This window comes from Nocardia sp. NBC_00511, assembly GCF_045161165.1.
Taxonomy (GTDB): Bacteria; Actinomycetota; Actinomycetes; order Mycobacteriales; family Mycobacteriaceae; genus Nocardia.
Window position 1 is genome coordinate 6,627,282 of sequence record NZ_CP107849.1, and the last position, 25,216, is coordinate 6,652,497.

A 25,216-nucleotide genomic window follows, 5' to 3' on the forward strand; every position below is an offset into this window, starting at 1 on the left:
CTCGATTCTTCCCTCCTCCGCTCCTCCGCTTCGCTCCCCCGCTCCGTCAGTCCAGAATCAAGACGGCCGCGAACCACCCAGCTCTATCTCGCTGACAGTGGGGGTGCGGGGGGCGGACCCCTTTTGGGGCCTGAGGTATGGGCGTTTTACCCTGGTGAGCGACCTTATCGGGGATTGGCTGGACAGAAGGCAGGGCCGTGCAGGACACCCGTGCAACCGAAACACCCACCGCGACCGCGGCGGGGGGCGGCGACGTTCCCGCACACCGCTACAACGCCGACCTCGCCGGGCGCGTCGAGCAGAAGTGGCAGGCGAACTGGCAGGAGCGCGGCACGTTCTACGCGCCCAATCCGGTCGGGCCGCTGCAGGGCGAGACGCCCGCCGACAAGCTGTTCATTCAGGACATGTTCCCGTATCCGTCGGGCGCGGGCCTGCACGTCGGGCACCCGCTGGGCTATATCGCCACCGACGTGTTCGCCCGCTACCACCGCATGCGCGGCCGGAATGTGCTGCACGCCCTGGGTTATGACGCCTTCGGCCTGCCCGCCGAGCAGTACGCGGTGCAGACCGGCGCGCACCCCCGGGTGACCACCGAGTCGAATATCGCGACCATGCAGCGGCAGCTGGACCGGCTGGGGCTGGGCCACGACCGGCGACGTTCCTTCGCGACGACCGATCCCGAGTACTACAGGTGGACGCAGTGGATCTTCCTGCGCATCTACAACGCCTGGTTCGACGAGGGCCAGGGCAAGGCCCGGCCGATCGCCGAGCTGATCGCGGAATTCGAGCAGGGTAAGCGCGCCACCGTCGAGGGTCGTGGCTGGGCGGATCTCTCACCCGCCGAACGCAATTCGGTGATCGACTCCCATCGTCTGGTCTACCAGACGGATTCGATGGTCAACTGGTGCCCCGGTCTGGGTACCGTGCTGTCCAACGAGGAGGTCACCGCGGACGGCCGCTCGGAGCGCGGCAACTTCCCGGTGTTCCGTAAGCGGCTGTGGCAGTGGATGATGCGCATCACCGCCTACTCCGATCGTCTGGTCGACGACCTGGACGAGCTGGACTGGCCGGACAATGTGAAGTCCATGCAGCGCAACTGGATCGGCCGCTCGCGTGGCGCGCAGGTCAAGTTCGAGGCCGGCTCCGACATCGTCGAGGTGTTCACCACCCGGCCCGACACCCTGTTCGGCGCGACCTACGTGGTGGTGGCCCCCGAGCACGAGCTGGTCGACACCCTGACCGGTACGTCCTGGCCGTCGGGCACCGACGCCCGCTGGACCTTCGGCGGCGCGGACACTCCGGCCGAAGCCGTTGCGGCGTACCGCAAGTCGATCGCCGCCAAGTCGGATCTGGAGCGTCAGGAGAACAAGGAGAAGACCGGCGTCTTCCTGGGCACCTACGCCACCAACCCGGTCAATGGCGCGCGCGTGCCGGTGTTCATCGCCGACTACGTGCTGAGCGGCTACGGCACCGGCGCGATCATGGCCGTCCCCGGCCACGATCCGCGCGACTGGGAGTTCGCCACCGCCTTCGGCCTGCCGATCGTGGAAGTCGTTGCGGGCGGCGACGTCTCGGCGGCCGCCTACACCGGTGACGGTGCGCTGGTGAACTCCGGCTACCTGGACGGCCTGGACATCGACGCCGCCAAGGCCCGGGTGATCACCGAGCTGGAGACCAGCGGGCACGGCACCGGCAAGGTCCAGTACAAGCTGCGCGACTGGCTGTTCGCGCGCCAGCGCTACTGGGGCGAGCCGTTCCCGATCGTCTACGACGAGGACGGCGCACCGCACGCACTGCCGGAATCCATGCTGCCGGTGACACTTCCGGAGATGGAGGACTTCGCGCCGGTCACCTTCGACGCCGACGACGCCGCCTCCGAGCCGTCCCCGCCGCTGGCCAAGGCCACCGAATGGGTGCACGTCGAACTGGATCTGGGCGACGGGCCCAAGAAGTACCGCCGCGACACCAATGTCATGCCCAACTGGGCGGGCAGCTCCTGGTATCAGCTGCGCTACGCGGACCCCACCAACACCGAAACCTTCTGCGCCCCCGAGAACGAGCAGTACTGGCTGGGCCCGCGCACCGCCGAGCACGGTCCGAACGATCCCGGCGGCGTCGACCTGTACGTGGGCGGTGTGGAGCACGCGGTGCTGCACCTGCTGTACGCGCGCTTCTGGCAGAAGGTGCTCTTCGATCTGGGTGACGTCTCCGGTTTCGAGCCGTACCGCCGCCTGTTCAACCAGGGCTACATCCAGGGCTTCGCCTACACCGACGCCCGCGGCGCGTACGTGCCCGCCGCCGAGATCGTGGAGCGGGACGGAAAGTTCTTCTGGACCAACGCTTCCGGCGTCGAGGAGGAGGTGTTCCAGGAGTACGGCAAGATCGGCAAGTCGCTGAAGAACGCCATCTCCCCCGACGAGATGTGCGACCTGTACGGCGCCGACACCTTCCGCTTCTACGAGATGTCGATGGGCCCGCTGGACACCTCGCGCCCGTGGGCGACCAAGGATGTCGTGGGCGCGCACCGCTTCCTGCAGCGGGTCTGGCGTCTGGTGGTCGACGAAGAGTCCGGCGAGGTCCGCGTCACCGACGAGGAGCCGAACTCCGAAACCGCACGCCTGCTGCACAAGACGATCGCGGGCGTCGACGACGACTACGCCAACCTGCGCGACAACACCGCGGGCGCGAAACTGATCGAACTGACCAACTTCCTGACCAAGAACTACCCTCAGGGCGCGCCGCGTTCGGTGGTGGAACCCCTGGTCCTGATGCTGGCCCCGATGTCCCCGCACGTCGCCGAGGAACTGTGGGAACGCCTGGGCCACACCACCGCCCTGGCCCACGGCCCCTTCCCGGCCGCGGATCCCGCCCTGCTGGTGGCGGATTCGGTCGAGTACCCGATCCAGGTCAACGGCAAGGTCCGCTCCCGCATCAGCGTCCCCGCCGACGCCGACCAGGCCGCGGTCCAGGCCGCCGCCCTGGCCGACGAGAAGATCGCGGAACTGCTCGGCGGCAAGGACCCCCGCAAGATCATCGTGGTCCCCGGCCGCCTGGTGAACATCGTCGCCTGACGCCGTAGTACGAAAAGGCCCGCCCTGCTTCCGAATTCGGAAGCGGGGCGGGCTTTTTCGCGGTCGCCTCGGGTCAGGCGACCTTGCGGGCGGGCTCGCTGCGGTAGCGCGAGACACTGCCGTCGATGCGGCAGATGCGCCACAGCAGGCGGGCGACGGGATTCATCAGGTCGAGTTCGTGGGCGAGCATGCGGACGTCGGCGAAGAAGTCGCGCAGCATCTTCCGGGCTTCGGGGTTGCGCCAGAAGACGTCGCGGACCACCGAGCGCGGGACGTCGCAGTCTTCGCGGAACTTGCGGGTGGGGACGGCGATCAGGTCGCAGATGATGCGCATGGTCGGCGCGAAGACCAGCGAGAGGATGAACTTGCGCACCGGACCCAGTTGCGGCACATGGTGTTCCAGGTACTGGTGGGCGAAGCTGATGTGCCGCGCCTCCTCCGCCACGTGGATGGTCATGACGCGTTCGAGCATGGGGTGGGTGCGGTCGCCGCCGCGCAGCACGGTCTTCTGGGCGTGGTCGATGGGTTCCTCACCGGCCAGCACCATGACGAAGAACCACTCGGGGAACAGCGAGGCCAGGAACGGGACCAGCGGGCCGACCACCCGGACCCAGGAGCGCATGCCCGCCACGTCCATGCCGACGCGGTTGACCACCTCCTGGAACATCATGGTGTGGTTGCACTCCTCGATGGCTTCGTGTGTGCAGTAACGGTATTCGGGTGACCCGTTGGGGATCGAGAACACGTACTGCATGAGGCCGCGGATGAGCAGGTTCTCGAACTGCAGGCCGACCTTGGCGACATTCGCCTGCCGCCACATGCCGATGTGGATCTGCCGCTGCCGGGGCAGCGCCTGATACCAGGGGTGCGCGCCGAACGGGTCGGTGGGCGGCAGGATCCAGCGGTCGTCGTCGCGGCTGACGGCGAAATCGGGGCTGTCCCAATCGATGTCGAGGTAGGGGTCGAAGCGGCGGTGGACCGATCCGTCCGAGAGCGTGGCCAGTGATTCGCGGTAGGCGTCGTGGCCGAGGTGTGCGGTCACCGCATTCTCCCTGTCTCCAGTGATCGCGACATGATGTCGCGGTAACTCGACGGTACCGCTCCGGACAGCACGAAACAAGGGTGATCGCGACACGATGTCACGCACGAAAAAAGGAGGGGATCAGGCCTGCGCACGCGGCGGCGGATTCGCCACCAGCTCCGCGATCGGCACATCCGGGTCCACGACGAAACCCATGGCCCGCGCGTGCCCGTCGAAGACGAACCAGATCGAATCGGTCAGCAGCCGGGTCAGCTCGTCGGCATCCAGCTCGCTCGGTGTCGTATCCAGCCACCGCGTGACCGCACCGTCCACCGCGGACACCACGCTGAACGCGGCCACATCGACGGCCGGGTGCGTCAGCTCCACCACACTGCCCGCGAAGGTGAACAACGCCGCGATCTGCTCGGCGATGGCGGCCTTGGTCCCCACCACCACCGCCTTGCCCGCGGGATCCCCACTGCCCGGGCCGCGTTCGATCCAGGCGTGCAGGCGGGCGTGCACCGACACCCAGCCCACATAGGTGCCGATGATGCGGAAGACGGTGTCGCGCAGGCTCTCCGCCGGATCGAAGCTGGGCATCACCAGCTCGACCACCTGCTCGACCGCGAACTCCCGGGTCTTGGCGTCGAGGTCACCGCGGTCACCGAAATGCCGGTAGACCACCGAGCGCTTGACCCCGGCCCGATCGGCGATGAGCTGCAACGGGATCTCGCCCGCCGTCTCGGCCTCCTCGATCAGCTCGATGGTGGCCGCGATGATGGCGCGGCGGCGCTCCACGTTGTGATCGCCCCAGCGACCACCCGTCGCCTCCGCACCGTCCGCCACCATGCGGTCAAGCATCCCATTGCGGGCCACCGGACCGGGCGACCGCCCTAGCTGGGCGCGAGCAGCACATCGTTGAGCGTCACCAATTGCAGATTGCGCTCGCGGATGATGTCGGTGAGCTGGTCGTAGAGGTGGGTGACGGTGGGCCGGTTGGCGTGTCCGATCACGATGGCCTGCGCCCGGAACCACTGCCGCGCCGCGGTGAGCACCATGTCCTCGTTGATGATGGTGTTGGTGTCGTTCAGATTGCCGTACCACATGGTGGGCACGGTGTAGCCGCAGTCGGCGGCGATCGCGTCCACGGACCCGTTGTGGTAGCCGAAAGGCGGCCGGTAGTAAGGGGTTCCGTCGGTGCCGAACTGATTCCAGAGGAAGTCCTTGCACCGGTTGAGCTGGTCGGCGACCGCGCCGCCCGACAGCCGGGTCAGGTCCGGGTGATCCCAGGTGTGGTTGCCCAGCTGGATCTGACCGGAATCGACCAGGGGCCGCAACGCATCCCGGTGATCGAGCCAGCCGGGATAGTAGGCGGTCACGAAGAAGGTGAAGCGCGACCCGGTATTGCGGGCGAAATCGATGAAGGCGCCGACGGTTTCGGAGCTCGCGCCGTCATCGATGGTGAGCGCCATCCGGTTTCCGTCGCCGGGCAGCGCGCTGATGGCGCCCCGGCCGATCGGGGTCTTGGGTCCGAAATCCGGTGTGGTGACCCCGGGAATGCCGGGGAGGGTGCCGCCGGAGGATCCGGTGTCGAAGGGGAAGTCCGCGCGGGCTTCGCCGCTTCCCAGCAGGGTGGCGGCCGTGCCCGCCGCCAGCATCGTCAGCAGCCGTCGTCTGTCCATCTCGACCCTCATTCACTCGCTGCCGGTCCCGATGGAACCGGAACTTTCTCTCCCCCGGCGCATTCCGCTACGTCGGCGACACCAGCACGTCGTTCAGCGTGACCATCGACAGCTTGCGCTCGCGGATGATGTCGATGAGCTGGCCGTAGCAGTGCGTGACAGCCGGATGATTGGCGTGCCCGATCACGATCGCCTGGGCGTTGAAATACTGACGCGCGCACTGCATCAGGTAGTCCTCGGTGATGACACCGGAGTCCGACAGCGAGCCGTACCACATGACCGGGACGGTGTAGCCGAGATCGGCGGCCACCTTGTCGACCGTGGCATTGTGGCGGCCGTAGGGCGGCCGGAAGTAGGGGGTCCCGTCGACGCCGAAGGTGTTGTGCAGGAAGGTCTTCGCCCGCGAGAGTTGCGAGGCGATCGCGGTGCCCGACAACGTGGTGAGGTCGGCGTGGTCCCAGGTGTGGTTGCCCAGCTGGATCTGACCGGACTCGACCAGCGGCCGCAGCTCGTCGCGGTGCACGGTCCAGGAGTCGTAATAGGCGGTGACGAAGAAGGTGAACCGCGCGCCGGTGTCACGCGCGAATTTTATATACGCGCCCACGACTTCCGGACTCGCGCCGTCGTCGACGGTGAGTGCCAAGTTGTTGCCCGAACCCGGCAATGCGGTAATGGTCCCGGCCGGAATAGCGGATTTCGGTCCACTGGTCGGCGCGGGAATGATCGGGGCGGCCGAGGTGGTCGGCGGCACAGTGGTTTTCGAGCCGATCCGGGCGCCGGGGATGGCGGGAGTGTCCTGAGAGCACCCGGTCAGGGCCGTCGCCGCGCCCGCGGCGAGCACCGCGAGCAGCGTTCGTCTGTCCATCTGTACCGATCACTCCGAAATATATCTTTTGGGCCGTTTACCTCCCCGCAGGCCCATCAGTTATATCGGCGCACCGTGAACCCGACACTAATTGTGTGCGAAATGATCTGAATTCATCGCAAAAGTTAAGGCTGCTCTCAGTGTCGGATCGGTGATCGTCAGCGCGCGATGGGCCGCAACACGATTTCGGTGGGATGTGCGTCACGCGGTGTCTCGACCGCATTGCGCACAGTCCGCGCCACGGTCTGCGCGGTCAGGAACTCCTCGGGCCGGTACTCGCGTCCCTCGCCCGCGATGATCTCGCGCTGCATGTCGGTGTCGATGCGTCCCGGATGCACCGAGGTCACCCGCAGCGCCGGTTCCTCCAGCCGCAGTGCGTCTCCGAAGGCGCGCAGCCCGAACTTGCTGGCCGCGTAGGCGCTCCACCCCGCGTTGGCGCGCAGGCCCGCGCCCGAATTGATCAGCACCACATGGCCTTCGGCGGCGCGCAGCGCGGGCAGCAGCAGCCGGGTCAACTCCACCACCGCGATCAGGTTGGCTTCCAACGTGTTCCGCCACTGCGCGACCGAGGAATCGGCTATCGTTCCCAGGTCGGCGATTCCGGCGTTGTGCACCAGTACCTCCAACCGTTCGATCGGTTCCACCGCGCGGGCCACCGCGTCGTAGTCGGTGAGGTCCACCGGCCAGCCGGTGGCGCCGGGCAGCTCGTCCAGGATCGGTGTCAGCGCCTGCGGCGTGCGCGCCCCCAGCAGCAGCCCATGGGTGGGCGCGAGTTCCCGCGCGATGGCGGCGCCGAGACCCCGCGCGCCGCCGGTGATCAACGCGGTCGGACGGTCGGTGCTGGTCTTCGCGGAATTCGCCATGCGTTCACGGTAACCGGGTGCTGCCCGCCTGCGATGCTTCGGTCAGGCACACCAACGCTCAGCTGATTCACGAGAAGGCGAACGAAGTGCAATCTGGCGATCAGGAGTCGGCCTCCTGGCACAACGCGCAGTCCATCGATCCCTCGTCACAGCCCACCCACCGCGCATACCTGCGGGTTCCGGCGCAGAATAGGGCGATGACTCACCCGGGCTTCACGCCAACCCAGCTCGCGGCCCGCGCCGCCTATCTGCTGCGCGGCAACGACCTGGGAACCATGACGAGCGCGGCCCCCAGACTCTATCCCCACATGTGGAGTTGGGATGCGGCATTCGTAGCGGTCGGTTTGGCACCGCTGAGTGTGGAGCGCGCCGCACTCGAACTCGACACCCTGTTATCCGCGCAATGGCGCAACGGCATGATCCCGCACATCGTCTTCGCCAACGGCGTGGACGGCTACTTCCCGGGACCCGCGCGCTGGGAGTGCCGCCGCCTGGCCGCCGACGCCCCGGACGGCCCCGACACCTCCGGCATCACCCAGCCGCCCGTGCATGCCATTGCGGTGCAACGCATTCTGGACCACTCGCGCCGCCACGGCCGCTCCACCCGCGCGGTCGCCGAGGACTTCCTCAACCGCCGCTGGCCCGATCTCATGCGCTGGCATCGCTGGCTGGCCTACGCCCGCGACCCCAAGCAGCACGGCCGCATCACGCTGTACCACGGCTGGGAATCCGGGATGGACAACTCGCCGCGCTGGGATCGCGCCTACGAGAACGTGATTCCCGGTCCGGACCTGCCGCCCTACGAGCGCGCCGACCTGCACGTGGTGGGCGACCCCACGCAGCGGCCCTCCGATCGCGAATACGACCGCTACCTGTGGCTGCTCGAGCAGATGCGCCGCGCCGGTTACGACGACTACCAGCTCGCCTCCACCATGAGCTTCGCCGTCGAGGACGTCTTCGTCACCGCGATCTTCGCGCTGGCCTGCGATGTGCTGGCCAATATCGGCGAGGACTACAAGCAGCCGCTCGCGGACGTGCGCGAACTCTACGAGTGGGCCGACTACTTCCGGGCCGGGGTGGTCGCCACCACCGACGCGCGCACCGGCGCGGCGCGGGACTTCGACATTCGCGCCGACAGCTGGATCGACACCGAGACCCTCGCGGTGTTCGCGCCACTGCTGTGTGGCGGGCTGCCCCGGGACGCGGAACGGCGACTGCTGCGCCTGTTCGAAGGGCCGCGCTGGTGCGGACATCCGGATCTGCGCTACGCGCTGCCACCCTCGACCTCGCCGGTGTCCAAGGACTTCCGCTCGCGCGAGTACTGGCGCGGCCCGGTCTGGCCGGTGATGAGCTGGCTGTTCTCCTGGGTGTTCGCGCGGCGCGGCTGGGCGGAACGCTCGTTCATGCTGCGCGCGGAGGGTCTGCGCCAGGCCAGTGACGGCAGCTTCGCGGAGTACTACGAGCCGTTCACCGGGTCGCCACTGGGCAGCATGCAGCAGTCGTGGACGGCGGCATCGGTGCTCGACTGGCTGGGTTGAGGCGCACGGGTAGACCGGCACAGAACGCCTTAAACCTCAATGAGCTAACAGTTGGCGAATATCACAGCCGCGCCTGACGGGGTATAGCGCTCACCCTGCCTAGCCTTTTTGTGCATGAACAGAAGAAGCCTGATGAAGGTGATAACTGTCGCATCAACTGGCATCCTCATGGCAACCCCGGCCGGGCTGGCGCACGCCGACGTCCAGGGTCCCGATGTCGCCTCCTGGCAGCACCCCGGCGGGGGCGGCATCAACTGGTTCGCGGTCCGCGGCGCGGGATACTCCTTCGCCATGCTCAAGGCGACCGAGGGCCTCAACTACGTCAACCCGTTCTTCATCCAGGACAGCCTGGCCATGCGAGTGGCCGGAGTCGCCCGGGGCACATACCATTTCGCGCGCCCCGACGCCTCGCCCGAACTGCAGGCCGCGCTCTACGCGGCGACCGTCCTCGGCCAGAACGGGCCCCTGGACCTCCCCGCCGTCCTCGACCTGGAGGACTCCGGCGGCCTGCCCCCGGACGCCCTCATCGACTGGACCCACCGCTACCTCAACACGGTGCAGGCGCTGACCGGCCGCCAGCCGATCATCTACACCTACCCGCGCTTCTGGCAGACGGCGATGGCCGACACCAACCAGTTCACCGCCTACCCGCTGTGGATCGCCGACTACCGCGGCAACGATCAGCCGGAAGTGCCGGGCGGCTGGCCGAATTGGACGTTCTGGCAGACCACCAGCTCAGGCAATATCCCCGGCATCGGCGGCGCGGTCGACCTGAACATCTACAGCGGCGCGCGCGGCGACTTCGCGCAGTACGCGAACTTCCCGTTCGCGGGCAGCTCGCGCGGCAGCAGCTAGTCGCCGCGCCGCGAGATCGTCACAACACCTGCGAGAGGAACTGGCGCAGGCGCGGGGTTTCCGCGTTCTCGAAAAGCTGGTCGGGAGTGCCGGTCTCGACCACCTGCCCGTGATCCATGAACACCACCCGGTCGGATACCGAACGGGCGAAACCCATTTCGTGCGTCACCACGATCATCGACATGCCGCCGCCCGCCAGCTCCGACATCAGCGCCAGCACGCCCTTCACCAGCTCGGGATCCAGCGCCGAGGTGGCCTCGTCGAAGAACATGATCTCCGGCTTCATGGCCAGCGCCCGCGCGATGGCCACCCGCTGCTGCTGCCCGCCGGACAGATTGGCCGGGCGCACATCGGCTTTGCCCGCCAGCCCGACGGTCTCGAGCTGCTGCACGGCCAGGGTGCGCGCCTGCTCCTTCGACAGCCCGTGCAGTTTGCGCGGGCCGAGCGCCACATTGTCGGCGACGGTCATGTGCGGGAACAGGTTGAAGTGCTGGAACACCATGCCGATGCGCTGGCGCAGCCGGTCCGGCTTGTCCGCGAGCACCGATTTCCCGTCCAGCAGGATGTCGCCCTGATCCGGTTCGTGCAGCCGGTTGAGCACCCGCAGCAGCGTCGACTTGCCCGATCCCGAGGGCCCGATCACCGTGGTGGTCTTGCCCGCGTCCACGTGCACGTCCACGCCGCGCAGAATCTCGTTGTGGCCCAGTGTCAATCGCAGGCCGGTGCCGGTGAGGGAGGCACTCATGCTCCACGCCCTTCCGTGATGGCGGCCGCCTCGACCGGCTCCGCGGCCGCCTGGGGACGGCCGGTGCGCATGCGGTTGTCGATGTAGTTGACCAGGTGGGTGAGCGGCACCGTCAGCAGCAGGTACACCAGACCCGCCGCCACCAGCGGCGAGAGGTTTCCGGTCTGCGCGTTGAGATCCCGTCCGACAGCGAACAGTTCGCGCTGACTGGCCAGCAGGCCCAGGAAGTAGATCAGCGAGGAATCCTTGATGAGCGCGATGAACTGGTTCATCAGCGCCGGCAGCACCCGGCGCACGCCCTGCGGGATCACCACCAGGGTCATGGCCTGCTGGTAGCCGAATCCGATGGCGCGCGCCGCTTCCAACTGCCCGGGCTCCACCGACTGGATGCCGGAGCGGAAGATCTCACCGATATACGCGGATGCCAGCAGTCCCAGCGCGATCGCGCCCAGCCAGTACGGGTTGTTCCCGGTGACGCTCTTGACCACCGGACCCACGCCCAGGCCGATGATCAGGATGATCACCACGGCGGGCAGGCCGCGGAAGATGTCGGTGTAAATCCTTGCGGGCCAGCGTAACCAGCGGGTGCGCGAGATACCGGCGACGGCGAGCAGCATGCCGATCAGGGTGCCGAGGATGCCCGAGACCACCGCCAGGATCAGGGTATTGGGCAGACCGGTCTTGATCAGGTCCGGGAATGCCTTGCGGTACAGCGACCAATCGAAGAACGTGTCCTTCAACTGCGCGAGCGTCGATTTCGGCGCGGTCGCTCCGGTGTTCTGATGATCGCCCGCGTGTTCGGCGGCGATCTTCGCGAAGTCCGGCAGCTGCGGTGTGACAGCGGCTTTCGAGCCCGGCTTCCAGCCCGGCGGCAGTTCGCGCGGCACCCAGTCGGTGTAGAGCTTGGCGTAGGTGCCGTCCGCGATGACCGCGTCCAGCCCGGCGTTGAGCGCGGCGGCGAGTGGCTGATTGCCCTTGCGCAGTGCCCAGGCCGTGAAGTTGTTGACGCTGAAGGTGTTCTGCACGATCGAGGTCGGATCGCCCGCCTTGATCGCGCCGATCGCCTGCTGCGAGGGCGCGACCCAGGCATCGATCTGCCCGGTCTTGAGGTTCGCGTAGGCGGTGTTGTAGTCGGGGAACTTCACCGGATCCAGGTGCAGTTCGTTGACCACGTACTCGTCCTGCACCGTGCCCTGCACGACGCCGATGCGCTTGCCGCCGGTCAGATCCGAGAAGCCTTTGATGCCACTGCCGTTCGGCACCACCAGCGAGAAGTAACCGAAGTCGTAGCCGTTGGTGAAGTCGACCAGCTGCCGCCGGGCATCGGTGGTGGTGATGCTGGAGGAGCCGATGTCGAAGCGGCCGTTGGCTACCTGGGCCAGCAGGCCCGCGAACTCGGTGCCGCTGAACTCGACCTGCAACCCGAGCTTCGCGCCGACCGCCTTCAGCAACTCGTTGTCGAAACCGGTGAACACGCCCTTGGAGTTGACGCAGATGCTCGGTGGCGCGTCCGAAAGGGTGCCGACGCTGAGCTTGCCCGGGGTGAGCAGGCCCAGCTTGTGGATGTCGATCGAGTCGAGCGGCACGGTGGTCGCGGTGGTGAACCGATCGGACGCCGGGTCCCGCTGGCCGGTGGCCAGATTGGTGGGCGCGGCGCTGGCCGCGGCCACACCCGGCGGCGAACACTGATCGTTGTCGTCGGCGGCGGCACCGCCCGCACCGACCATCACCGTCCCGAACAGGCCGACCAGCAACACTCCCGCGATTGCCAGGATGCGGGCCGATCGACCTTGTCGTCGTGCCACGACCGGGCGCAAGGGAACCATGGCAAACCACCCTAGTAGGGGTGACCTGCAAGTCCGGGGTTACCCTCGGCTCGATTCGGCGGAAATCACACTTCAGGCGATTCCGGCCACCGATTCCGGGTTGAATTCGTCGCGCCAGCGCACCGCGTCGGCGACCACGCTCAGGTCGTAGTCCGGGCCGCCCACGCCGACCGTGAACAGCGTCGCCCCGGCCGCCACGAAGGTGGCCGCCTGATCCGCGCCCGGCCACGACACCGACTTCTCGATGACCGCCGCGTCCGTCCCGACCTCCGCGCAGTGCTCGGCCAGGATGCCGGATTTGCGCTTCAGCACCTCCAGATCGGCGAAGCTGTGCCAGATGTCGGCGTACTGGGCGACCAGCCGCAGCGTCTTGCGCTCGCCGCCACCGCCGATCAGGATCGGGATGTCGCGCACCGGCTGCGGGTTCAGCTTGGCCAGCCGGTCGGTGATGCGGGCCATCGAGTCCTTCAGCAGCGCGAGACGGCTTCCCGCGGAATCGAATTCGTACCCGTACTGGTCGTAGTCCTTCTGGAACCAGCCCGCGCCGATGCCGAGCACCAAGCGCCCGTTGCTGATGTGGTCCACCGTCCGGGCCATATCGGCGAGCAGATCCGGGTTGCGGTACCCGCCGCCGGTCACCAGCGCGCCCAGCTCCACCCGTTCGGTCTGCTCGGCGATCGCGCCCAGCATGGTCCAGCACTCGAAGTGCGCGCCGTCGGGATCGCCGTAGAGCGGGTAGAAGTGATCCCAGTTGAAGACGATGTCCACCCCGATGTCCTCGGACCGCCGCACCGCGTCACGGATCAACCCGTAGGCCGGCGCGTGCTGGGGCTGAAGCTGAACTCCGATACGAACCGGTCGGCTCATGACAGGCACTCCTCGTCGCGTGATGCGGATTCCGTCCCGAGGCTACCGGGACCCGACCCACCCCGCCGGGCACCGATTACGATCGTGCCGTTCCACCCCTTACTACGGATCGTCCGGCACGTTCCTGCCGGTGAAGGGATCGGTGCACCGTGGGAACGGTGACTTTCGACAAGGCCACCCGGCTGTATCCCGGCTCGGCCACCCCCGCCGTCGACGCCCTCGACCTGGAGATCGCCGACGGCGAATTCCTGGTCCTGGTGGGCCCGTCCGGCTGCGGCAAGTCCACCTCGCTGCGCATGCTCGCGGGACTAGAGGAGGTGAGTTCCGGCCGAATCCTGATCGGCGACAAGGACGTCACCGACGCGGAGCCCAAGGAACGCGATATCGCGATGGTGTTCCAGAACTACGCGCTCTACCCGCACATGAGCGTCGCCGAGAACATGGGCTTCGCGCTGAAGATGGCCAAGGTCGCCAAGGCCGAACGCGAACAGCGGGTCCTCGAAGCCGCGAAGCTGCTCGACCTGGAGCCGTACCTGGACCGCAAGCCCAAGGCGCTCTCCGGCGGTCAGCGGCAGCGGGTCGCCATGGGTCGCGCCATCGTGCGGCAGCCGCACGTATTCCTGATGGACGAGCCGCTGTCCAACCTGGACGCGAAACTGCGGGTGCAGACCCGCACCCAGATCGCGCAGTTGCAGCGCCGCCTGGGCACCACCACCGTCTACGTCACCCACGACCAGGTCGAGGCCATGACCATGGGTGACCGGGTGGCCGTGCTCAAGGACGGCCTCCTGCAGCAGTGCGCGGCCCCGCGCGACCTGTACCGCGATCCGGCCAACCTGTTCGTGGCCGGGTTCATGGGCTCGCCCGCGATGAATCTGTTCACGCTGCCGGTGACCTCCGGCTCGGTCGCGCTGGGCGGCTGCCCGCTGCCGCTGCCGCGTTCGGTGGCCGCCGCCACCGGCGACAAGGTCGTCATCGGCATCCGGCCCGAGCACCTGGAGTCGGTGGGTGACGGCGCGGGCATCGCGATGGAGGTGGACGTGGTCGAGGAGCTCGGCTCCGACGCCTACATCTACGGCCGCACCCTCGGCGACGGGGAAACCATTGTGGCGCGGGCGGATTGGCGCAACCCGCCGACCAAGGGCACCCGCATCACGCTGGTCGCGGACGCGGAGCACACCTACTTCTTCCATCCGGAGGACGGCAGCCGCCTCAACTGAGACGGACGGGAGTCCGGTGGTGCGCCGGACTCCCTAGCCCTCGGTGCGGGCACGTTCGCGGCGTGCCCGCCGCCAGTCGTCGTTCAACCGGACCCGCACATTCTCCAGTGGCACTTGGTTTCCCGAGGCGCTGCGCAGTTCGACGTGCACCGGCTCACCGGTGGAATCCTCCACCCGTTCCAGTGGCGCGGGACCGCCCTGTAGGTACGCGTCGCCCCACTGCCACAGCGCGATCACCGCGGGCAGCAGATCCGAACCCATTGCGGTGAGCACGTATTCGTGCCGGGTGCGCTTGCCCTCCTCCTGGTAGGGACGCTTCTCGAGCAGTCCGGCGTCGACGAGTTTGCGCAGCGCGCTCGACGCCGCGGCATCGGTGATGCCGATGCGGGCGGCGAAGCCGTCGAAGCGGGTGGTGCCGTAGTAGCACTCCCGCAGGATGAGGATCGCCGAGCGCGTCCCGACGATGTCCATCGCCTTGGCGATCGAGCATTCCTCGGGTTTCCACGAGCTCAGGTCGCTGAGCCTGCCTTCCAGTACTGCGGACATGGCGTACATCATACCTCGCTGGCTTGCCTTCACTATGGCCAGCTTCTAATCTGACTATAGAGCGATCTAGTCAGACGCCGAAGTCGGACAAGAAGAAGGAACGGCCATGAGAGACGCAGTCATCGTCGAAGCGGTCCGCACTCCCATCGGCAAGGGCAAGGCCACCGGCGCACTGCACGGCGTGCACCCCGCCGACCTGCTCGCCCACAGCCTGCGGGAAGTGGTGCGCCGCAGCGAGATCGATCCCGCGCTCATCGACGACGTGATCGGCGGTGTGGTCACCGCGGTCGGCGAACAGGGCTCCAACCTCACCCGCCGCGCCGCCCTCGCCGCCGGATATCCCGAATCCGTGCCCGCCACCACCGTGGACCGGCAGTGCGGCAGCAGCCAGCAGGCCATCCACTTCGCCGCGCAGGGCGTCATCGCCGGGGCCTACGACATCGTGGTCGCCGCGGGCGTCGAGTCCATGAGCCGGGTACCCATGGGCGCCAACCTGATCGGCGCGCAGGACATCGCTGGTGTCGGGTTCGCCGAGCGCTATCCCGAAGGCCTGGTGCCGCAGGGCATCAGCGCCGAACTCATCGCCGCCAAGTGGGGGCTCTCACGCACCCAGCTCGACGAGTTCGCACTGGCCAGCCATGAAAAGGCCGCCGCCGCAACCAAGAACGGGTCCTTCGAAGCCCAGATCTCGCCGGTCGACGGCCTGGACACCGACGAGGGCATCCGCCTCGGCAGCACCGTGGAAACCCTTGGCGCACTGCGCCCCGCGTTCTACAGCGAGGAGATGGCCGCCCGCTTCCCGCAGATCGGCTGGAACATCACCGCCGCCAACGCCAGCCAGATCAACGACGGCAGCGCCGCCACCCTCATCATGACCAGTGAACGCGCCGCCCAGCTCGGCCTGCGCCCGCTGGCCCGGGTGCACAGCTTCGCCGTGGCCGGTGACGACCCGCTCTACATGCTCACCGCCGTCATCCCCGCGACCCGGAAACTGTTGCAGCGCTCCGGACTCCAGCTCTCCGACATCGACCTGTTCGAGGTGAACGAGGCGTTCTCCTCGGTGGTGCTGGCCTGGGCCCACGACACCGGCGCCGACCTGTCGAAGGTGAATGTCAACGGCGGAGCCATCGCCCTGGGGCATCCGCTCGGTGCGTCCGGCGCGCGCATCGCCACCACCCTCGTGCACGCCATGCACGAGCGCGGCGCGCACTGGGGCCTGCAAACCATGTGCGAGGCAGGCGGTCTCGCCAACGCCACCCTCTACGAACTGCTCTGACACCGTGGAACCGGTGCCCCGGTGGCCGCGCGCCGCTGGGGCACCACTGGTTGCGCACCGGCGGTGACCTGGGCGCTTACCGTCGTAGGATGGCTGGGACTCCCACCACGAAGGATGGCCACCGTGTCGGAAGCGTTCGACTGGTCCGCGCCCAAGACCTACAGTCAACCCGTCGACCTGGACGATTACCTGGCGATGCCCGAGGAGATCTCTCGAACCGTCGAGATCAAGGACGGCATGATCGTCTTCTGCGAATCGCCATCCCCGAACCACAATGCCGTCTCCCGCAATATCGAGCGTGCCCTTTCCCAGGGTGAGGCCGAGCGTCCCGATCGGCGGCCCTGCCTGCGGGTCAACCGCGACATCGACATGCTGGTGTCCGAAGTGCCGTTTCACTACAAGCGCCCCGACGCCATCGTCTACCGCTGCATCGATCGGCCCCGGCCGCGATGGACGACCAAGCCGACCGTCGCCGACACCATCCTGGTCGTAGAGGTCGTATCGCCTACCACTATCACCGCAGACACCATCGACAAGCGCGCCGAGTACGCCCGGTTCGGCATTCAGCACTATTGGATCGTTCGGATGGCCAACGACGATGGCCCCGTGATCTCCATCGAGATGCTGACCCTCAACTCGGCGGGCAGCTATGTCGTCGGCGGACATCACAATCGGGGCCTCGACGACCTGGCCATCGACACCCTCACGCCGTTCGAGATCCGCCTGACTTGGGACCAGCTCGACGAAGGTCTGGACTAGCGACGCGAGGGGAACACACTTCAGATCGAGCTGACGACGATGGTGACGAGCAGGCCGACCGCCCAGGATTCGATCAGCAGTGGGAACGCGGTGAGCGCGGTCGGCCAGGCCTTTCCGCGCAGCGCGATCGCGCGCAGCGTCCACAGCGGAACCAGCAGCAGCGTCGCGATCATGCCCAACCAGGCCACCGCCTCCGCCAGCGGAATCCAGCGCAGCGCCGCGGCGTCCGGGGCCAGCAGGCGGTAGTCCGGCACGAAACTCGCTGCCACCCAGGCTGTTCCACATGCGACGAGGTAGATCAGCACGGTGACGACGAAATCGGATGCCGCGACAGGCGGCCGCCTCCACCCGGCCATGTCTCCAGGATGCCGGGCGCGACGCACGGCGACGAGCACAGGAGGGACAAGGTTCCTGGTGAATTGCCGGTGAGTCAGGCGGTGCGATCCGGTCGGGGGACGAACTCGGCGAGTGCCGCGCGCAAGGTCGGAACCGGGCCGCCCGCAGCGGCTTCCAGCAGCGCGGTCTCCGAGACCAGGCGCACCCACAGGCGGGCGCTCTCGACCGGATGGGTGACCGCCAGCCGTTCGAAGTCCACCACGCAGAGTTCGGCGCTGCGTTCGGAGCGACGCTGCACCGACGCCGTCACATCCGGCTCGGCGCGGGCCTCGGCCAGCAGGGCGCGCACGCTCCGATCCCGCACGCACACATCCAGATACGTGATCGAACCGGCGATCAGGCGGTCGGCGCCCGGCTCCATCGCGCCGATGGTTTCGAGGATCTCGGCTTCCAGGCGGTCGTGGAAGCTGTCGTGCAGGGCCACGAGATAGTCGGCGCGGGTGGGGAAATGGTGGAAGAAGGTGCCCTTCGAGACCTCGGCGGCGGCCACCACGACATTGGCGCTGAGTTTCTTCAGCGGGGTGTCCTCGGCCAGGCGGAAACCGGCGTCGATCAGCGCGTCCCTGGTCTTGGCGGCCGCTGCCGCGCGGCGGGTGCCGGGTTCGGGGTGCGCTGTCATCGAGACTCCTTCACCGATCGAGCGTATCGTTTTCATTGACCGACCGGATGGTCAACGAAATTACGAAGGGACCGTCATGGACCGCTCGATCAGCACCCGCGCCGGCCGTGTCTCCTACCGGGACACGGGAAGCGGACGACCGATTCTGCTGCTCCACGCCAACCTGCACGATAGCCACGACTTCGACACCGTCATCGGACCGCTGGCCGAACGGCATCGCGTCATCGCCGTCGACTGGCCCGGACACGGCGGCTCCGACACTCCCGCCGAGGTCACCGCACCGCTGCTGGCCGACACCCTCGACGACATCGTCGACGGGCTCGACCTGGAACCGGCTGTGCTGATCGGCAATTCGGTCGGCGGATTCGCGGCCGCCCGGCTCGCCATCACCCGGCCGGAACGCGTCGCCGGACTGATCCTGATCAACACCGGCGGATTCGCGCCACTCAACCCGTTCACGCGCACGTACTTCCGAATCATGGGCACCCCCGCGGTGGCACGGCGCGCACTACCCCGCCTGGTCAACGGCTACATGAAACCGAAGAACGCCGACGACCGCGCCATCGCCGACCGCACCGCCGCCCGGGCCCGCACCCCGGAGGGCACCGCCGTGGGCGCTTCCCTGTGGCGCAGCTTCGCCCGCCCCGCCGCCGCCCTCGGCTCCCGAGCCGCCGAATTGACGGTGCCGACCCTGATCGTCTGGGGCACACAGGACATCGTCTCGCCGCTGTCCTACGGCCGGCGGGTCCACCAGCAGCTCCCGCACGCCGAATTCCACACCCTGCCCACCGGGCACGTCGTATTCGCCAGCGCCCCTGACGAATTCCTCGCCCTCGCGCTCCCGTTCGTCGACTCGATCCCGGTCCGAACCCCCTGAATCATTTGATCGCGGTCGCCACCAGCACATGCCCAGCGCCACCGGCGAGCACGATCACCGGCAATGCGACGGCGGGCCAGAGCCAGGCCCGCCGCCCCGTCATTCCCGCCACCGCCGCCAGCACCAGCGCGGTGACCAGCGCCAGAAACATGCCGCCACCACCGATCAACAAGCCCCACAGCGCCGACGAGGGCGGCCGGATCACCACACACTCGACCGTGAAATCCTTCTTCGCCGAACAGCGGTTGTGCACCAGGTCGAACAGCTTCGAGAACAGGTCGTAGGCCCACGCGAAGGCCACCGCGACGCCGACCAGATACAGCAGTACCGAAACCAGCACATCATTGCGCCGCAACGGTTTCGCCACCACCGCAGCCTGCACCGCGGCCTGCTTCTCGATCTCCCCCGCGGCCGACGCGGGCGGCGGCTGCCCCGGCCAGGTCAGATCGTTCTCCCCGAACGCCTGCGGTTCCCCTTGAATCACATTGTGCGGCAACGAATCCGGTCCACCCGGATAGGCAGGCTGCGGACCCTGCTGATACCCCGGCACCCCGGTCTCGGCCGGTCGCCCAGGCGTACCAACCGGTCGCTGCTGAACCTCCCCGCGCTGCCGTCCGCCCGAATTACCGACGGGCGGCGGCCCTTCCGACCCCGGCCCAGGACCCCGCTGCGGCCCGGCTCCCCGCTGCGGCGGCCGATACGGCCCACCGGGCGGCGCCGGAGGCGCGGGCGGCGGCGGAGCCTGCCGCCCACCGGCGGGCAGGGTCGGCCCGGCCGGATCATCCGCCGCCGGACGACCCTGCACCGGCGGCCGCTGCCCCGGCCCCACCGGATTCCGCGGCCCCGAGCCCGGATTCCGCTGCGGAGGCGGTTGCCCCGGACCGGCGGGCGGTAGCGGCGTGCGGCGTGGCTCGCTGGGTGGCTGCATGATGTTCGATCTCCCCCTGTGAATCGTCTCTTTCGGCATTGTCGCCCCGGTCGAGCGACGCCGCCACCCGTTACCGGCGCGGGCGGTGCGGCGACGCATCCGATGCTGTCGCCGCCCTCACACTTGAACATGTTCAACAAAAGCCTTAGCTTCATAGTTGAACACGTTCAAATATGTAAGGAGCTGGGAAGATGAACCTCATCGTCGCCACCTACGCCGCCTACGCGGCCATCAGCTTGGCGGTCACCTTCTGGGTGGCGCGCACCCTGCACCGCACCGGCGCCCGGTTCCTGGTGGATGTCATGAACGGCGACAGCGATCTCGCCGAAACCGTGAATCATCTGCTGGTCGTCGGATTCTGGCTCGTCAATGCCGGCTTCGTGGCGCTGGCCCTGCGCATCAGCGGCCCGGTCGTCGATGCCCGCGCCGCCATCGAGGAACTCGCCGTGAAACTCGGCATGGTGCTGCTGGTGCTCGGCGGCATGCACTTCGCGAACCTGATCGCCCTGAACAAGATTCGGCGCAGCCGGCACCGGGAGAAGCAGGACGCCGTCCCGCCCATCCAGATTCCGGTCGCCGCGGCCCACTAGCGTGAGCCGTATGCCCCGCCCCGAGCCCGCGACCGCGCGCGGCGAGGAAACTCGCCAGCAGATCATCGATGCCGCCCTGCGCCTGTTCGAGCAGAACGGCTTCACGAAGACCACCATGCGCGCGATCGCGGGCGAAGCCGGTGTCAGCGTCGGCAACGCCTACTACTACTTCGGTTCCAAGGAAAACCTGGTTCAGGGCTTCTACCAACAGATCCAGACCCTCCACGAACAGCGGGTCGAGCAGACCGTCCGCGGCGACTCGCTCGCCGCCCGCTGGCAGACGATGGAACTGGCCTTCGTCGACGTGGCCGCCCCGTACCACGAGTTCGGCGGCAAATTCTTCGCCAGCGCCGCCGAGCCGACCAGTCCGCTGAGCCCGTTCAGCGACGAAAGCCGCCCTGCCCGAGAGTCATCCACCGCGATCATGCGCAACCTGGTCATCGGCGACGACATCAAGGGTGACAAGCGGCTGCTGGCCGAACTGCCGAATCTGCTGTGGCTGGCCCACATGGGCATCGTCCTGTTCTGGGTTCACGACCGCAGCCCCGACCAGGAACGCACCCGGCTGCTGATCCGTCGAATCGCCCCACTCGTCGAACGCGTGGTGGCGCTGTCGAGACTCCGTCCACTGCGCGCTGTCCTGTACCCGGCCTTGGATCTCATCGACGACCTCGGCAAGTGAGTAGGGTGCGGAGGGTGAGTGACAGCGGTGCTGGGCTGGACTTCGATTCCGCGGTGGTTTACGCGATTCCCATGCGGACCCGGTTTCGGGGGATCACGGTGCGGGAGGGGATGTTGATTCCCGGACCGTTGGGGTGGGGTGAGTTCTGCGCGTTTCCCGAGTACGACGATCGGGAGGCGGCCGCCTGGCTGGCCACGGCCGTGGAGCAGGCCAGCGTGGGATGGCCGGAGCCGGTGCGAGAGCGGGTACCGGTCAATTGCATTGTGCCGGCGGTCGGGCCGGAGCGGGCGCGGGAGATCGTGGTGGCGTCGGGGTGCCGGACCGCCAAGGTGAAGGTAGCCGATCATCCGGATTCGCTGGCGGAGGATCTGGTCAGGGTCGCGGCCGCGCGGGAGGCGCTCGGGCCGGGTGGGGCGGTTCGGATCGATGCCAATGCGGTGTGGGATGTGGAGACCGCGGTCGATCGGATCAAGCAGATCGACAGGGCCGCAGGGGGTTTGGAGTATGTCGAGCAGCCGTGCCGGACCGTCGAGGAATTGGCCGAGGTGCGACGGCGGGTGGATGTGCGGATCGCCGCCGACGAATCCATTCGACGGGCGGAGGATCCGCTGCGGGTCGCGGTCGCGGGCGCGGCCGATGTCGCGGTGCTGAAATGCACTCCGCTGGGCGGGGTTCGGCGAGCCTTGGCGGTGGCCGAGGCCGCGGGACTGCCCTGCCTGGTGTCCTCCGCGCTCGAGACCAGCGTCGGGCTCAGTGCCCAGATCGCCTTGGCCGCAGCACTTCCCGAGTTGGACTTCGCCTGCGGTCTCGACACCCTGTCGCTGCTCACCGGCGATGTCGTCACCGCGCCGCTGCGCCCGGTCGACGGCTACCTGACGGTTCCCCGCACCGCCCCGATTCCCGATCCGGAACTCCTCGAACGCTTCCGCCACCCCGACCCGGAGCGCACCGACTGGTGGCGGCAGCGCGCGGACCGCGTCCGAAAGCTGCTGACCTGATCAGGCGATGCGCGCGCCACACGAATACAGCGTGGTGCGCAGCAGCAGCGCGGCCTCCGCGCCGATGACACCGTCGACCAGTTCGACGTAGCGCGCGCAGAACTCCGGCCCGTGCGCGGCGGTCTCGGCGGCGTCCGCGTCCAGATGATGCGCCAGCTCGTGCAGGATCACCAATTCCCGCAGCGCCCAGGAGGTTCCGTGGGCGTGCAGCGGCACGGCCAGCACCGCGACACCCGTCTCGTAGTGGGCGGCCTTCGCCCCGGCCCGCGCCCGCACCGTCACCGGCACGCTCGCCCGATCCCATTGGGCACGAACCCAATTCAACGCCAGCACCCGATCCACGTACGCCTGCACCGATTCCACCGAGGCGAACTTCCGCTCGACCGGCAGCGTCAGCTGCGACCCGTGCACCTCGACCGTGCGCGCGCCGAACTCGTCGGCACGCTCGAACATGCCGCGCACCAGCCCCTCGGCGTCATACACCTTGGCGCGCTGCGTATCCCGGACCGTCATGCCCCGGCCGTCATTCGCCGCGGCCGGAACCCAGCTGACCGCGGGCCGCACCCAGTTCCGGTGCGCCGCCGAGGCGCGCGGCCTTCCCGGCCCGATCACCCGCGCGGCGGGCGGCCGCCGAATATCCGGCCGACGCCTGCGGTCCACGCCAGGTGCCGCGCGCCTCGGAGGTGCCACGGTAGAAGTCGGTGAGTTCGAGTTCCTTGTTGCGCAGCGCCAGCGCCGTTCCGGTGGGCACGGATTCGGCCGCGTCGGCGCGCACCGCCTCGGTCTCCACATCCTGCTTGACCTCCGCCAGGCGGCGGCCGATGCGGGCGGCGAAGGCCATCTGGAAGTTCAGGCGCGCGGTCACCGCCGCGACGGGGGCCTGCACCCGGCGCTGCACCTCGCGCCGACCGCCCCAGGCGCGCTCCACCACGATCTTCTCGACCGTCGCGGACTTGTAGGAGCCCGACTTGATGTATTGGTCGGAGGCCCGCACCATCTGCACCAGCAGGCTGGCGTAGAGCGCCTCGCAGGTGTCGAGATCGGTGTCGAAACCGTAGGCGTAGACGGTCGTCGAGGTGCGCGCCACATCGCAACGCACATCGTTGGCCGCGGCGATCGCCACGAACAACTGCACGTAGGTGCGCAATCCGCGTTTACCGGGCTCGCCGATCGGCACCACCCGCTGTAGCGGCGTCGGCCTGCGCTCCCGCGTGGCGATATGCGCCCGCGCCACCGCCAGATCAACCGACGAGCGCGTCGCCAGCTTCTGCGCGGCCGCCAGGAACGCCTCGGCCTCATGTTCGTTGTCGGTGGATTCGGCCTGCCGCAGCAGCCCGCCGATACGCGTCAACATCTTGTCTGAGTTCATTTGCCCTCCGCTTCGCTCCGGGCGGGTTCGCGGCCCCGAGGTCTCGATTCTTCCCTCCTCCGCTCCTCCGCTTCGCTCCCCCGCTCCGTCAGTCCAGAATCGAGACGGCCGCGAACCATTCAGTGATCAACTAGGCAGCGCGGGCAACTGATAGCTCGACCATGTATCTTCCCTTGTGCAACCGGCTGGGTGTGCCGCCGCTCACGTCTCGACCCCTGGAGTATTCGCGATGGCTTTGAAGAAGGTGTCGTCCCTACGATCTGCGCTCGCCCTGAGCCCGTCGAAACGGACCATGAGCGCCGTCCTGGCGGTGACGTCCGCCGCCCTGATGACAGCGACCTTCGCCAGCGGCTGCTCATCGAGCAGCGGCAGCGGCAACGCCATCTCGCAGAACCTCACCGGCCGTGGGCCGATCACCTACGTCGAGGGCAAGGACACCACCGAGACCGGTGCCGTCAAGCAGCTCATCGACCGCTGGAACACCGCGCACCCCGATGAGAAGGTGACGTTCAAGGAGCAGTCCAACGACGCCTCCCAGCAGTACGACGACCTCAAGCAGCACCTGCAGGCCAAGTCCGCCGACTACGACGTGGTCGCCCTCGACGTGCCCTGGACCGCCGAGTTCGCCGCCAAGGGCTGGATCCAGCCGCTGAAGGACTCCTTCGCGCTCGACACCTCCACGCTGCTCTCGCCGCCGGTCGCCTCGGCCACCTACAACGGCACCCTCTACGCCGCGCCCCGAAACACCAACGGCGGCCTGCTGTTCTACCGCAAGGACCTGGTCCCCGAGCCGCCCAAGACCTGGACCGACCTGCTGGCCGACTGCCCGAAGGCCAAGGACGCCGGAATCGGCTGCTACGCAGGCCAGTTCGCGCCCTACGAGGGTCTGACCGTGAACGCGGCCGAACTGATCAACGCCTTCGGCGGCAGCTTCGTCGGCCCCGACGGCAAGACCCCCACCGTGAACACCCCGCAGGCCAAGGCCGGACTGCAGACCCTGGTCGACGCCTACAAGAACGGCGACATCCCGAAGGAAGCCATCTCCTTCAAGGAACCGGAGTCGCAGAACGCCTTCGAGACCGGCAAGCTGCTGTTCATGCGGAACTGGCCGTCCTCCTTCGGTGACGTGGGCTCCGACGCCTCCGCGGTGAAGGACAAGTTCGGTGTCGCCCCGCTGCCCGGCAAGGACAACATCGGCGCGTCCACCCTCGGTGGCTACAACGCGGCCATCAGCTCCTACTCGAAGAACAAGGCGACTGCCCTGGACTTCCTGCGCTTCCTGATCAGCGAGGACGCCCAGCACATCGTCGCGTCCGGCGCGCTGCCGTCCGTGCGCGCCTCGGTCTACGACGACCCGGCCCTGATCGCCAAGATGCCGTACCTGCCCGCGCTCAAGGACTCCATCGCCTCCGCGGTCCCGCGTCCGGTCACCCCCTTCTACCCCGCCGTGTCGAAGGCCATCCAGGACAACGCATATGCTGCGATGACCGGGAAGATCTCGGTCGACGACGCCATCTCCGGCATGCAGAAGGGCATCGAGACCGCCGGATCGTAGGCGCTCGAAGACGCAGTAGGAGAAGAGAACAGGTGTCACGTCCTTCGGGAGCGACCGAGGTCGCGTCG

25 protein-coding genes are annotated in these 25,216 nt (G+C 67.9%); 11 read left to right on the plus strand and 14 right to left on the minus strand.

Annotated features, from left to right (window positions below):
* Positions 1-197: 197 nt before the first annotated feature.
* Positions 198-3,071, plus strand: coding sequence for a leucine--tRNA ligase (gene leuS / locus OG300_RS30955; RefSeq protein WP_405487048.1), 2,874 nt, complete (start codon positions 198-200; stop codon positions 3,069-3,071).
* 73 nt (positions 3,072-3,144) lie between these two features.
* Here leuS and OG300_RS30960 read toward each other — a convergent pair whose 3' ends face one another.
* The 5 genes from OG300_RS30960 to OG300_RS30980 all read right to left on the minus strand — a co-directional run bounded on the left by OG300_RS30960 (position 3,145) and on the right by OG300_RS30980 (position 7,502).
* Complete coding sequence (locus OG300_RS30960) at positions 3,145-4,113, minus strand: diiron oxygenase (protein WP_405487050.1); 969 nt, start codon at positions 4,111-4,113, stop codon at positions 3,145-3,147.
* A gap of 120 nt (positions 4,114-4,233) precedes the next feature.
* Positions 4,234-4,941, minus strand: coding sequence for a hypothetical protein (locus OG300_RS30965; RefSeq protein WP_405487052.1), 708 nt, complete (start codon positions 4,939-4,941; stop codon positions 4,234-4,236).
* A 44-nt stretch (positions 4,942-4,985) separates the two neighbouring features.
* Positions 4,986-5,774 carry a polysaccharide deacetylase family protein gene (locus OG300_RS30970; protein ID WP_405487054.1) on the minus strand — a complete coding sequence of 263 codons (789 nt, stop codon included), beginning with the start codon at positions 5,772-5,774 and terminating at the stop codon, positions 4,986-4,988.
* A 67-nt stretch (positions 5,775-5,841) separates the two neighbouring features.
* Positions 5,842-6,639, minus strand: coding sequence for a polysaccharide deacetylase family protein (locus tag OG300_RS30975; RefSeq protein WP_405487056.1), 798 nt, complete (start codon positions 6,637-6,639; stop codon positions 5,842-5,844).
* A gap of 158 nt (positions 6,640-6,797) precedes the next feature.
* Complete coding sequence (locus OG300_RS30980; protein ID WP_405487058.1) at positions 6,798-7,502, minus strand: SDR family oxidoreductase; 705 nt, start codon at positions 7,500-7,502, stop codon at positions 6,798-6,800.
* A gap of 197 nt (positions 7,503-7,699) precedes the next feature.
* On the opposite strand from OG300_RS30980, the gene OG300_RS30985 reads away from it, so the two are divergent.
* Together OG300_RS30985 and OG300_RS30990 are read left to right on the plus strand one after the other, a co-directional pair.
* The gene (locus OG300_RS30985) at positions 7,700-9,040 is read left to right on the plus strand and encodes an MGH1-like glycoside hydrolase domain-containing protein (protein WP_405487060.1); all 1,341 of its coding nucleotides are present in this window, start codon (positions 7,700-7,702) and stop codon (positions 9,038-9,040) included.
* Between the two features lie 168 nt (positions 9,041-9,208).
* Positions 9,209-9,895: a glycoside hydrolase family 25 protein gene (locus tag OG300_RS30990; protein ID WP_405487062.1), complete on the plus strand. Its 687-nt coding sequence runs from the start codon at positions 9,209-9,211 to the stop codon at positions 9,893-9,895.
* A 19-nt stretch (positions 9,896-9,914) separates the two neighbouring features.
* Here the strand turns inward: OG300_RS30990 and OG300_RS30995 are convergent, their stop codons facing one another.
* The 3 genes from OG300_RS30995 to OG300_RS31005 all read right to left on the minus strand — a co-directional run bounded on the left by OG300_RS30995 (position 9,915) and on the right by OG300_RS31005 (position 13,333).
* The gene (locus OG300_RS30995) at positions 9,915-10,640 is read right to left on the minus strand and encodes an amino acid ABC transporter ATP-binding protein (RefSeq protein WP_405487064.1); all 726 of its coding nucleotides are present in this window, start codon (positions 10,638-10,640) and stop codon (positions 9,915-9,917) included.
* Positions 10,637-12,367 (minus strand): ABC transporter substrate-binding protein/permease, encoded by a 1,731-nt coding sequence (locus OG300_RS31000; protein WP_405498746.1) that lies wholly within the window; start codon positions 12,365-12,367, stop codon positions 10,637-10,639. Before OG300_RS31000 ends, OG300_RS30995 begins: the two co-directional genes overlap by 4 nt.
* A 171-nt stretch (positions 12,368-12,538) precedes the next feature.
* Entirely contained in the window at positions 12,539-13,333 is a 795-nt protein-coding gene (locus OG300_RS31005) for an LLM class F420-dependent oxidoreductase (protein ID WP_405487066.1), read from the minus strand.
* Between the two features lie 149 nt (positions 13,334-13,482).
* Here OG300_RS31005 and OG300_RS31010 point away from each other — a divergent pair, with 149 nt between their 5' ends.
* The gene (locus OG300_RS31010) at positions 13,483-14,553 is read left to right on the plus strand and encodes an ABC transporter ATP-binding protein (RefSeq protein WP_405487068.1); all 1,071 of its coding nucleotides are present in this window, start codon (positions 13,483-13,485) and stop codon (positions 14,551-14,553) included.
* A gap of 33 nt (positions 14,554-14,586) precedes the next feature.
* Here the strand turns inward: OG300_RS31010 and OG300_RS31015 are convergent, their stop codons facing one another.
* Positions 14,587-15,099 (minus strand): winged helix-turn-helix transcriptional regulator, encoded by a 513-nt coding sequence (locus OG300_RS31015; protein WP_405487070.1) that lies wholly within the window; start codon positions 15,097-15,099, stop codon positions 14,587-14,589.
* Between the two features lie 106 nt (positions 15,100-15,205).
* Here OG300_RS31015 and OG300_RS31020 point away from each other — a divergent pair, with 106 nt between their 5' ends.
* The gene (locus OG300_RS31020) at positions 15,206-16,375 is read left to right on the plus strand and encodes a thiolase family protein (RefSeq protein WP_405487072.1); all 1,170 of its coding nucleotides are present in this window, start codon (positions 15,206-15,208) and stop codon (positions 16,373-16,375) included.
* Positions 16,376-16,498: 123 nt separating this feature from the next.
* On the plus strand, positions 16,499-17,134 hold the full coding sequence (locus OG300_RS31025; RefSeq protein WP_405487074.1) for a Uma2 family endonuclease: 636 nt from the start codon (positions 16,499-16,501) through the stop codon (positions 17,132-17,134).
* A 20-nt stretch (positions 17,135-17,154) separates the two neighbouring features.
* Here OG300_RS31025 and OG300_RS31030 read toward each other — a convergent pair whose 3' ends face one another.
* Both OG300_RS31030 and OG300_RS31035 read right to left on the minus strand, forming a co-directional pair.
* Positions 17,155-17,490, minus strand: a complete 336-nt coding sequence (locus tag OG300_RS31030; protein WP_405487077.1) for a hypothetical protein — start codon at positions 17,488-17,490, stop codon at positions 17,155-17,157.
* Positions 17,491-17,564: 74 nt separating this feature from the next.
* Positions 17,565-18,149 (minus strand): TetR/AcrR family transcriptional regulator, encoded by a 585-nt coding sequence (locus OG300_RS31035; protein ID WP_405487079.1) that lies wholly within the window; start codon positions 18,147-18,149, stop codon positions 17,565-17,567.
* Between the two features lie 76 nt (positions 18,150-18,225).
* On the opposite strand from OG300_RS31035, the gene OG300_RS31040 reads away from it, so the two are divergent.
* A complete protein-coding gene (locus OG300_RS31040) occupies positions 18,226-19,026 on the plus strand; it encodes an alpha/beta fold hydrolase (protein ID WP_405487081.1) in 801 nt (266 codons plus the stop codon).
* A gap of 1 nt (position 19,027) precedes the next feature.
* Here the strand turns inward: OG300_RS31040 and OG300_RS31045 are convergent, their stop codons facing one another.
* Complete coding sequence (locus OG300_RS31045; RefSeq protein ID WP_405487083.1) at positions 19,028-19,954, minus strand: hypothetical protein; 927 nt, start codon at positions 19,952-19,954, stop codon at positions 19,028-19,030.
* A 191-nt stretch (positions 19,955-20,145) separates the two neighbouring features.
* Here OG300_RS31045 and OG300_RS31050 point away from each other — a divergent pair, with 191 nt between their 5' ends.
* Genes OG300_RS31050 through OG300_RS31060 form a run of 3 tightly spaced genes read left to right on the plus strand, consistent with a single transcriptional unit; the run spans position 20,146 to position 22,224 of the window.
* Positions 20,146-20,544 carry a hypothetical protein gene (locus OG300_RS31050; RefSeq protein WP_405487085.1) on the plus strand — a complete coding sequence of 133 codons (399 nt, stop codon included), beginning with the start codon at positions 20,146-20,148 and terminating at the stop codon, positions 20,542-20,544.
* A gap of 10 nt (positions 20,545-20,554) precedes the next feature.
* A complete protein-coding gene (locus tag OG300_RS31055) occupies positions 20,555-21,226 on the plus strand; it encodes a TetR/AcrR family transcriptional regulator (protein ID WP_405487087.1) in 672 nt (223 codons plus the stop codon).
* Positions 21,227-21,240: 14 nt separating this feature from the next.
* Positions 21,241-22,224: an o-succinylbenzoate synthase gene (locus OG300_RS31060; RefSeq protein WP_405487089.1), complete on the plus strand. Its 984-nt coding sequence runs from the start codon at positions 21,241-21,243 to the stop codon at positions 22,222-22,224.
* On the opposite strand, the gene OG300_RS31065 is transcribed toward OG300_RS31060, so the two are convergent.
* Positions 22,225-22,737: a TIGR04338 family metallohydrolase gene (locus tag OG300_RS31065; protein ID WP_405487091.1), complete on the minus strand. Its 513-nt coding sequence runs from the start codon at positions 22,735-22,737 to the stop codon at positions 22,225-22,227.
* Between the two features lie 10 nt (positions 22,738-22,747).
* A complete protein-coding gene (locus tag OG300_RS31070) occupies positions 22,748-23,593 on the minus strand; it encodes a DUF2786 domain-containing protein (protein ID WP_405487093.1) in 846 nt (281 codons plus the stop codon).
* Between the two features lie 292 nt (positions 23,594-23,885).
* Here OG300_RS31070 and OG300_RS31075 point away from each other — a divergent pair, with 292 nt between their 5' ends.
* A complete protein-coding gene (locus tag OG300_RS31075; protein ID WP_405487095.1) occupies positions 23,886-25,148 on the plus strand; it encodes an ABC transporter substrate-binding protein in 1,263 nt (420 codons plus the stop codon).
* The last annotated feature ends 68 nt before the right edge of the window (positions 25,149-25,216 follow it).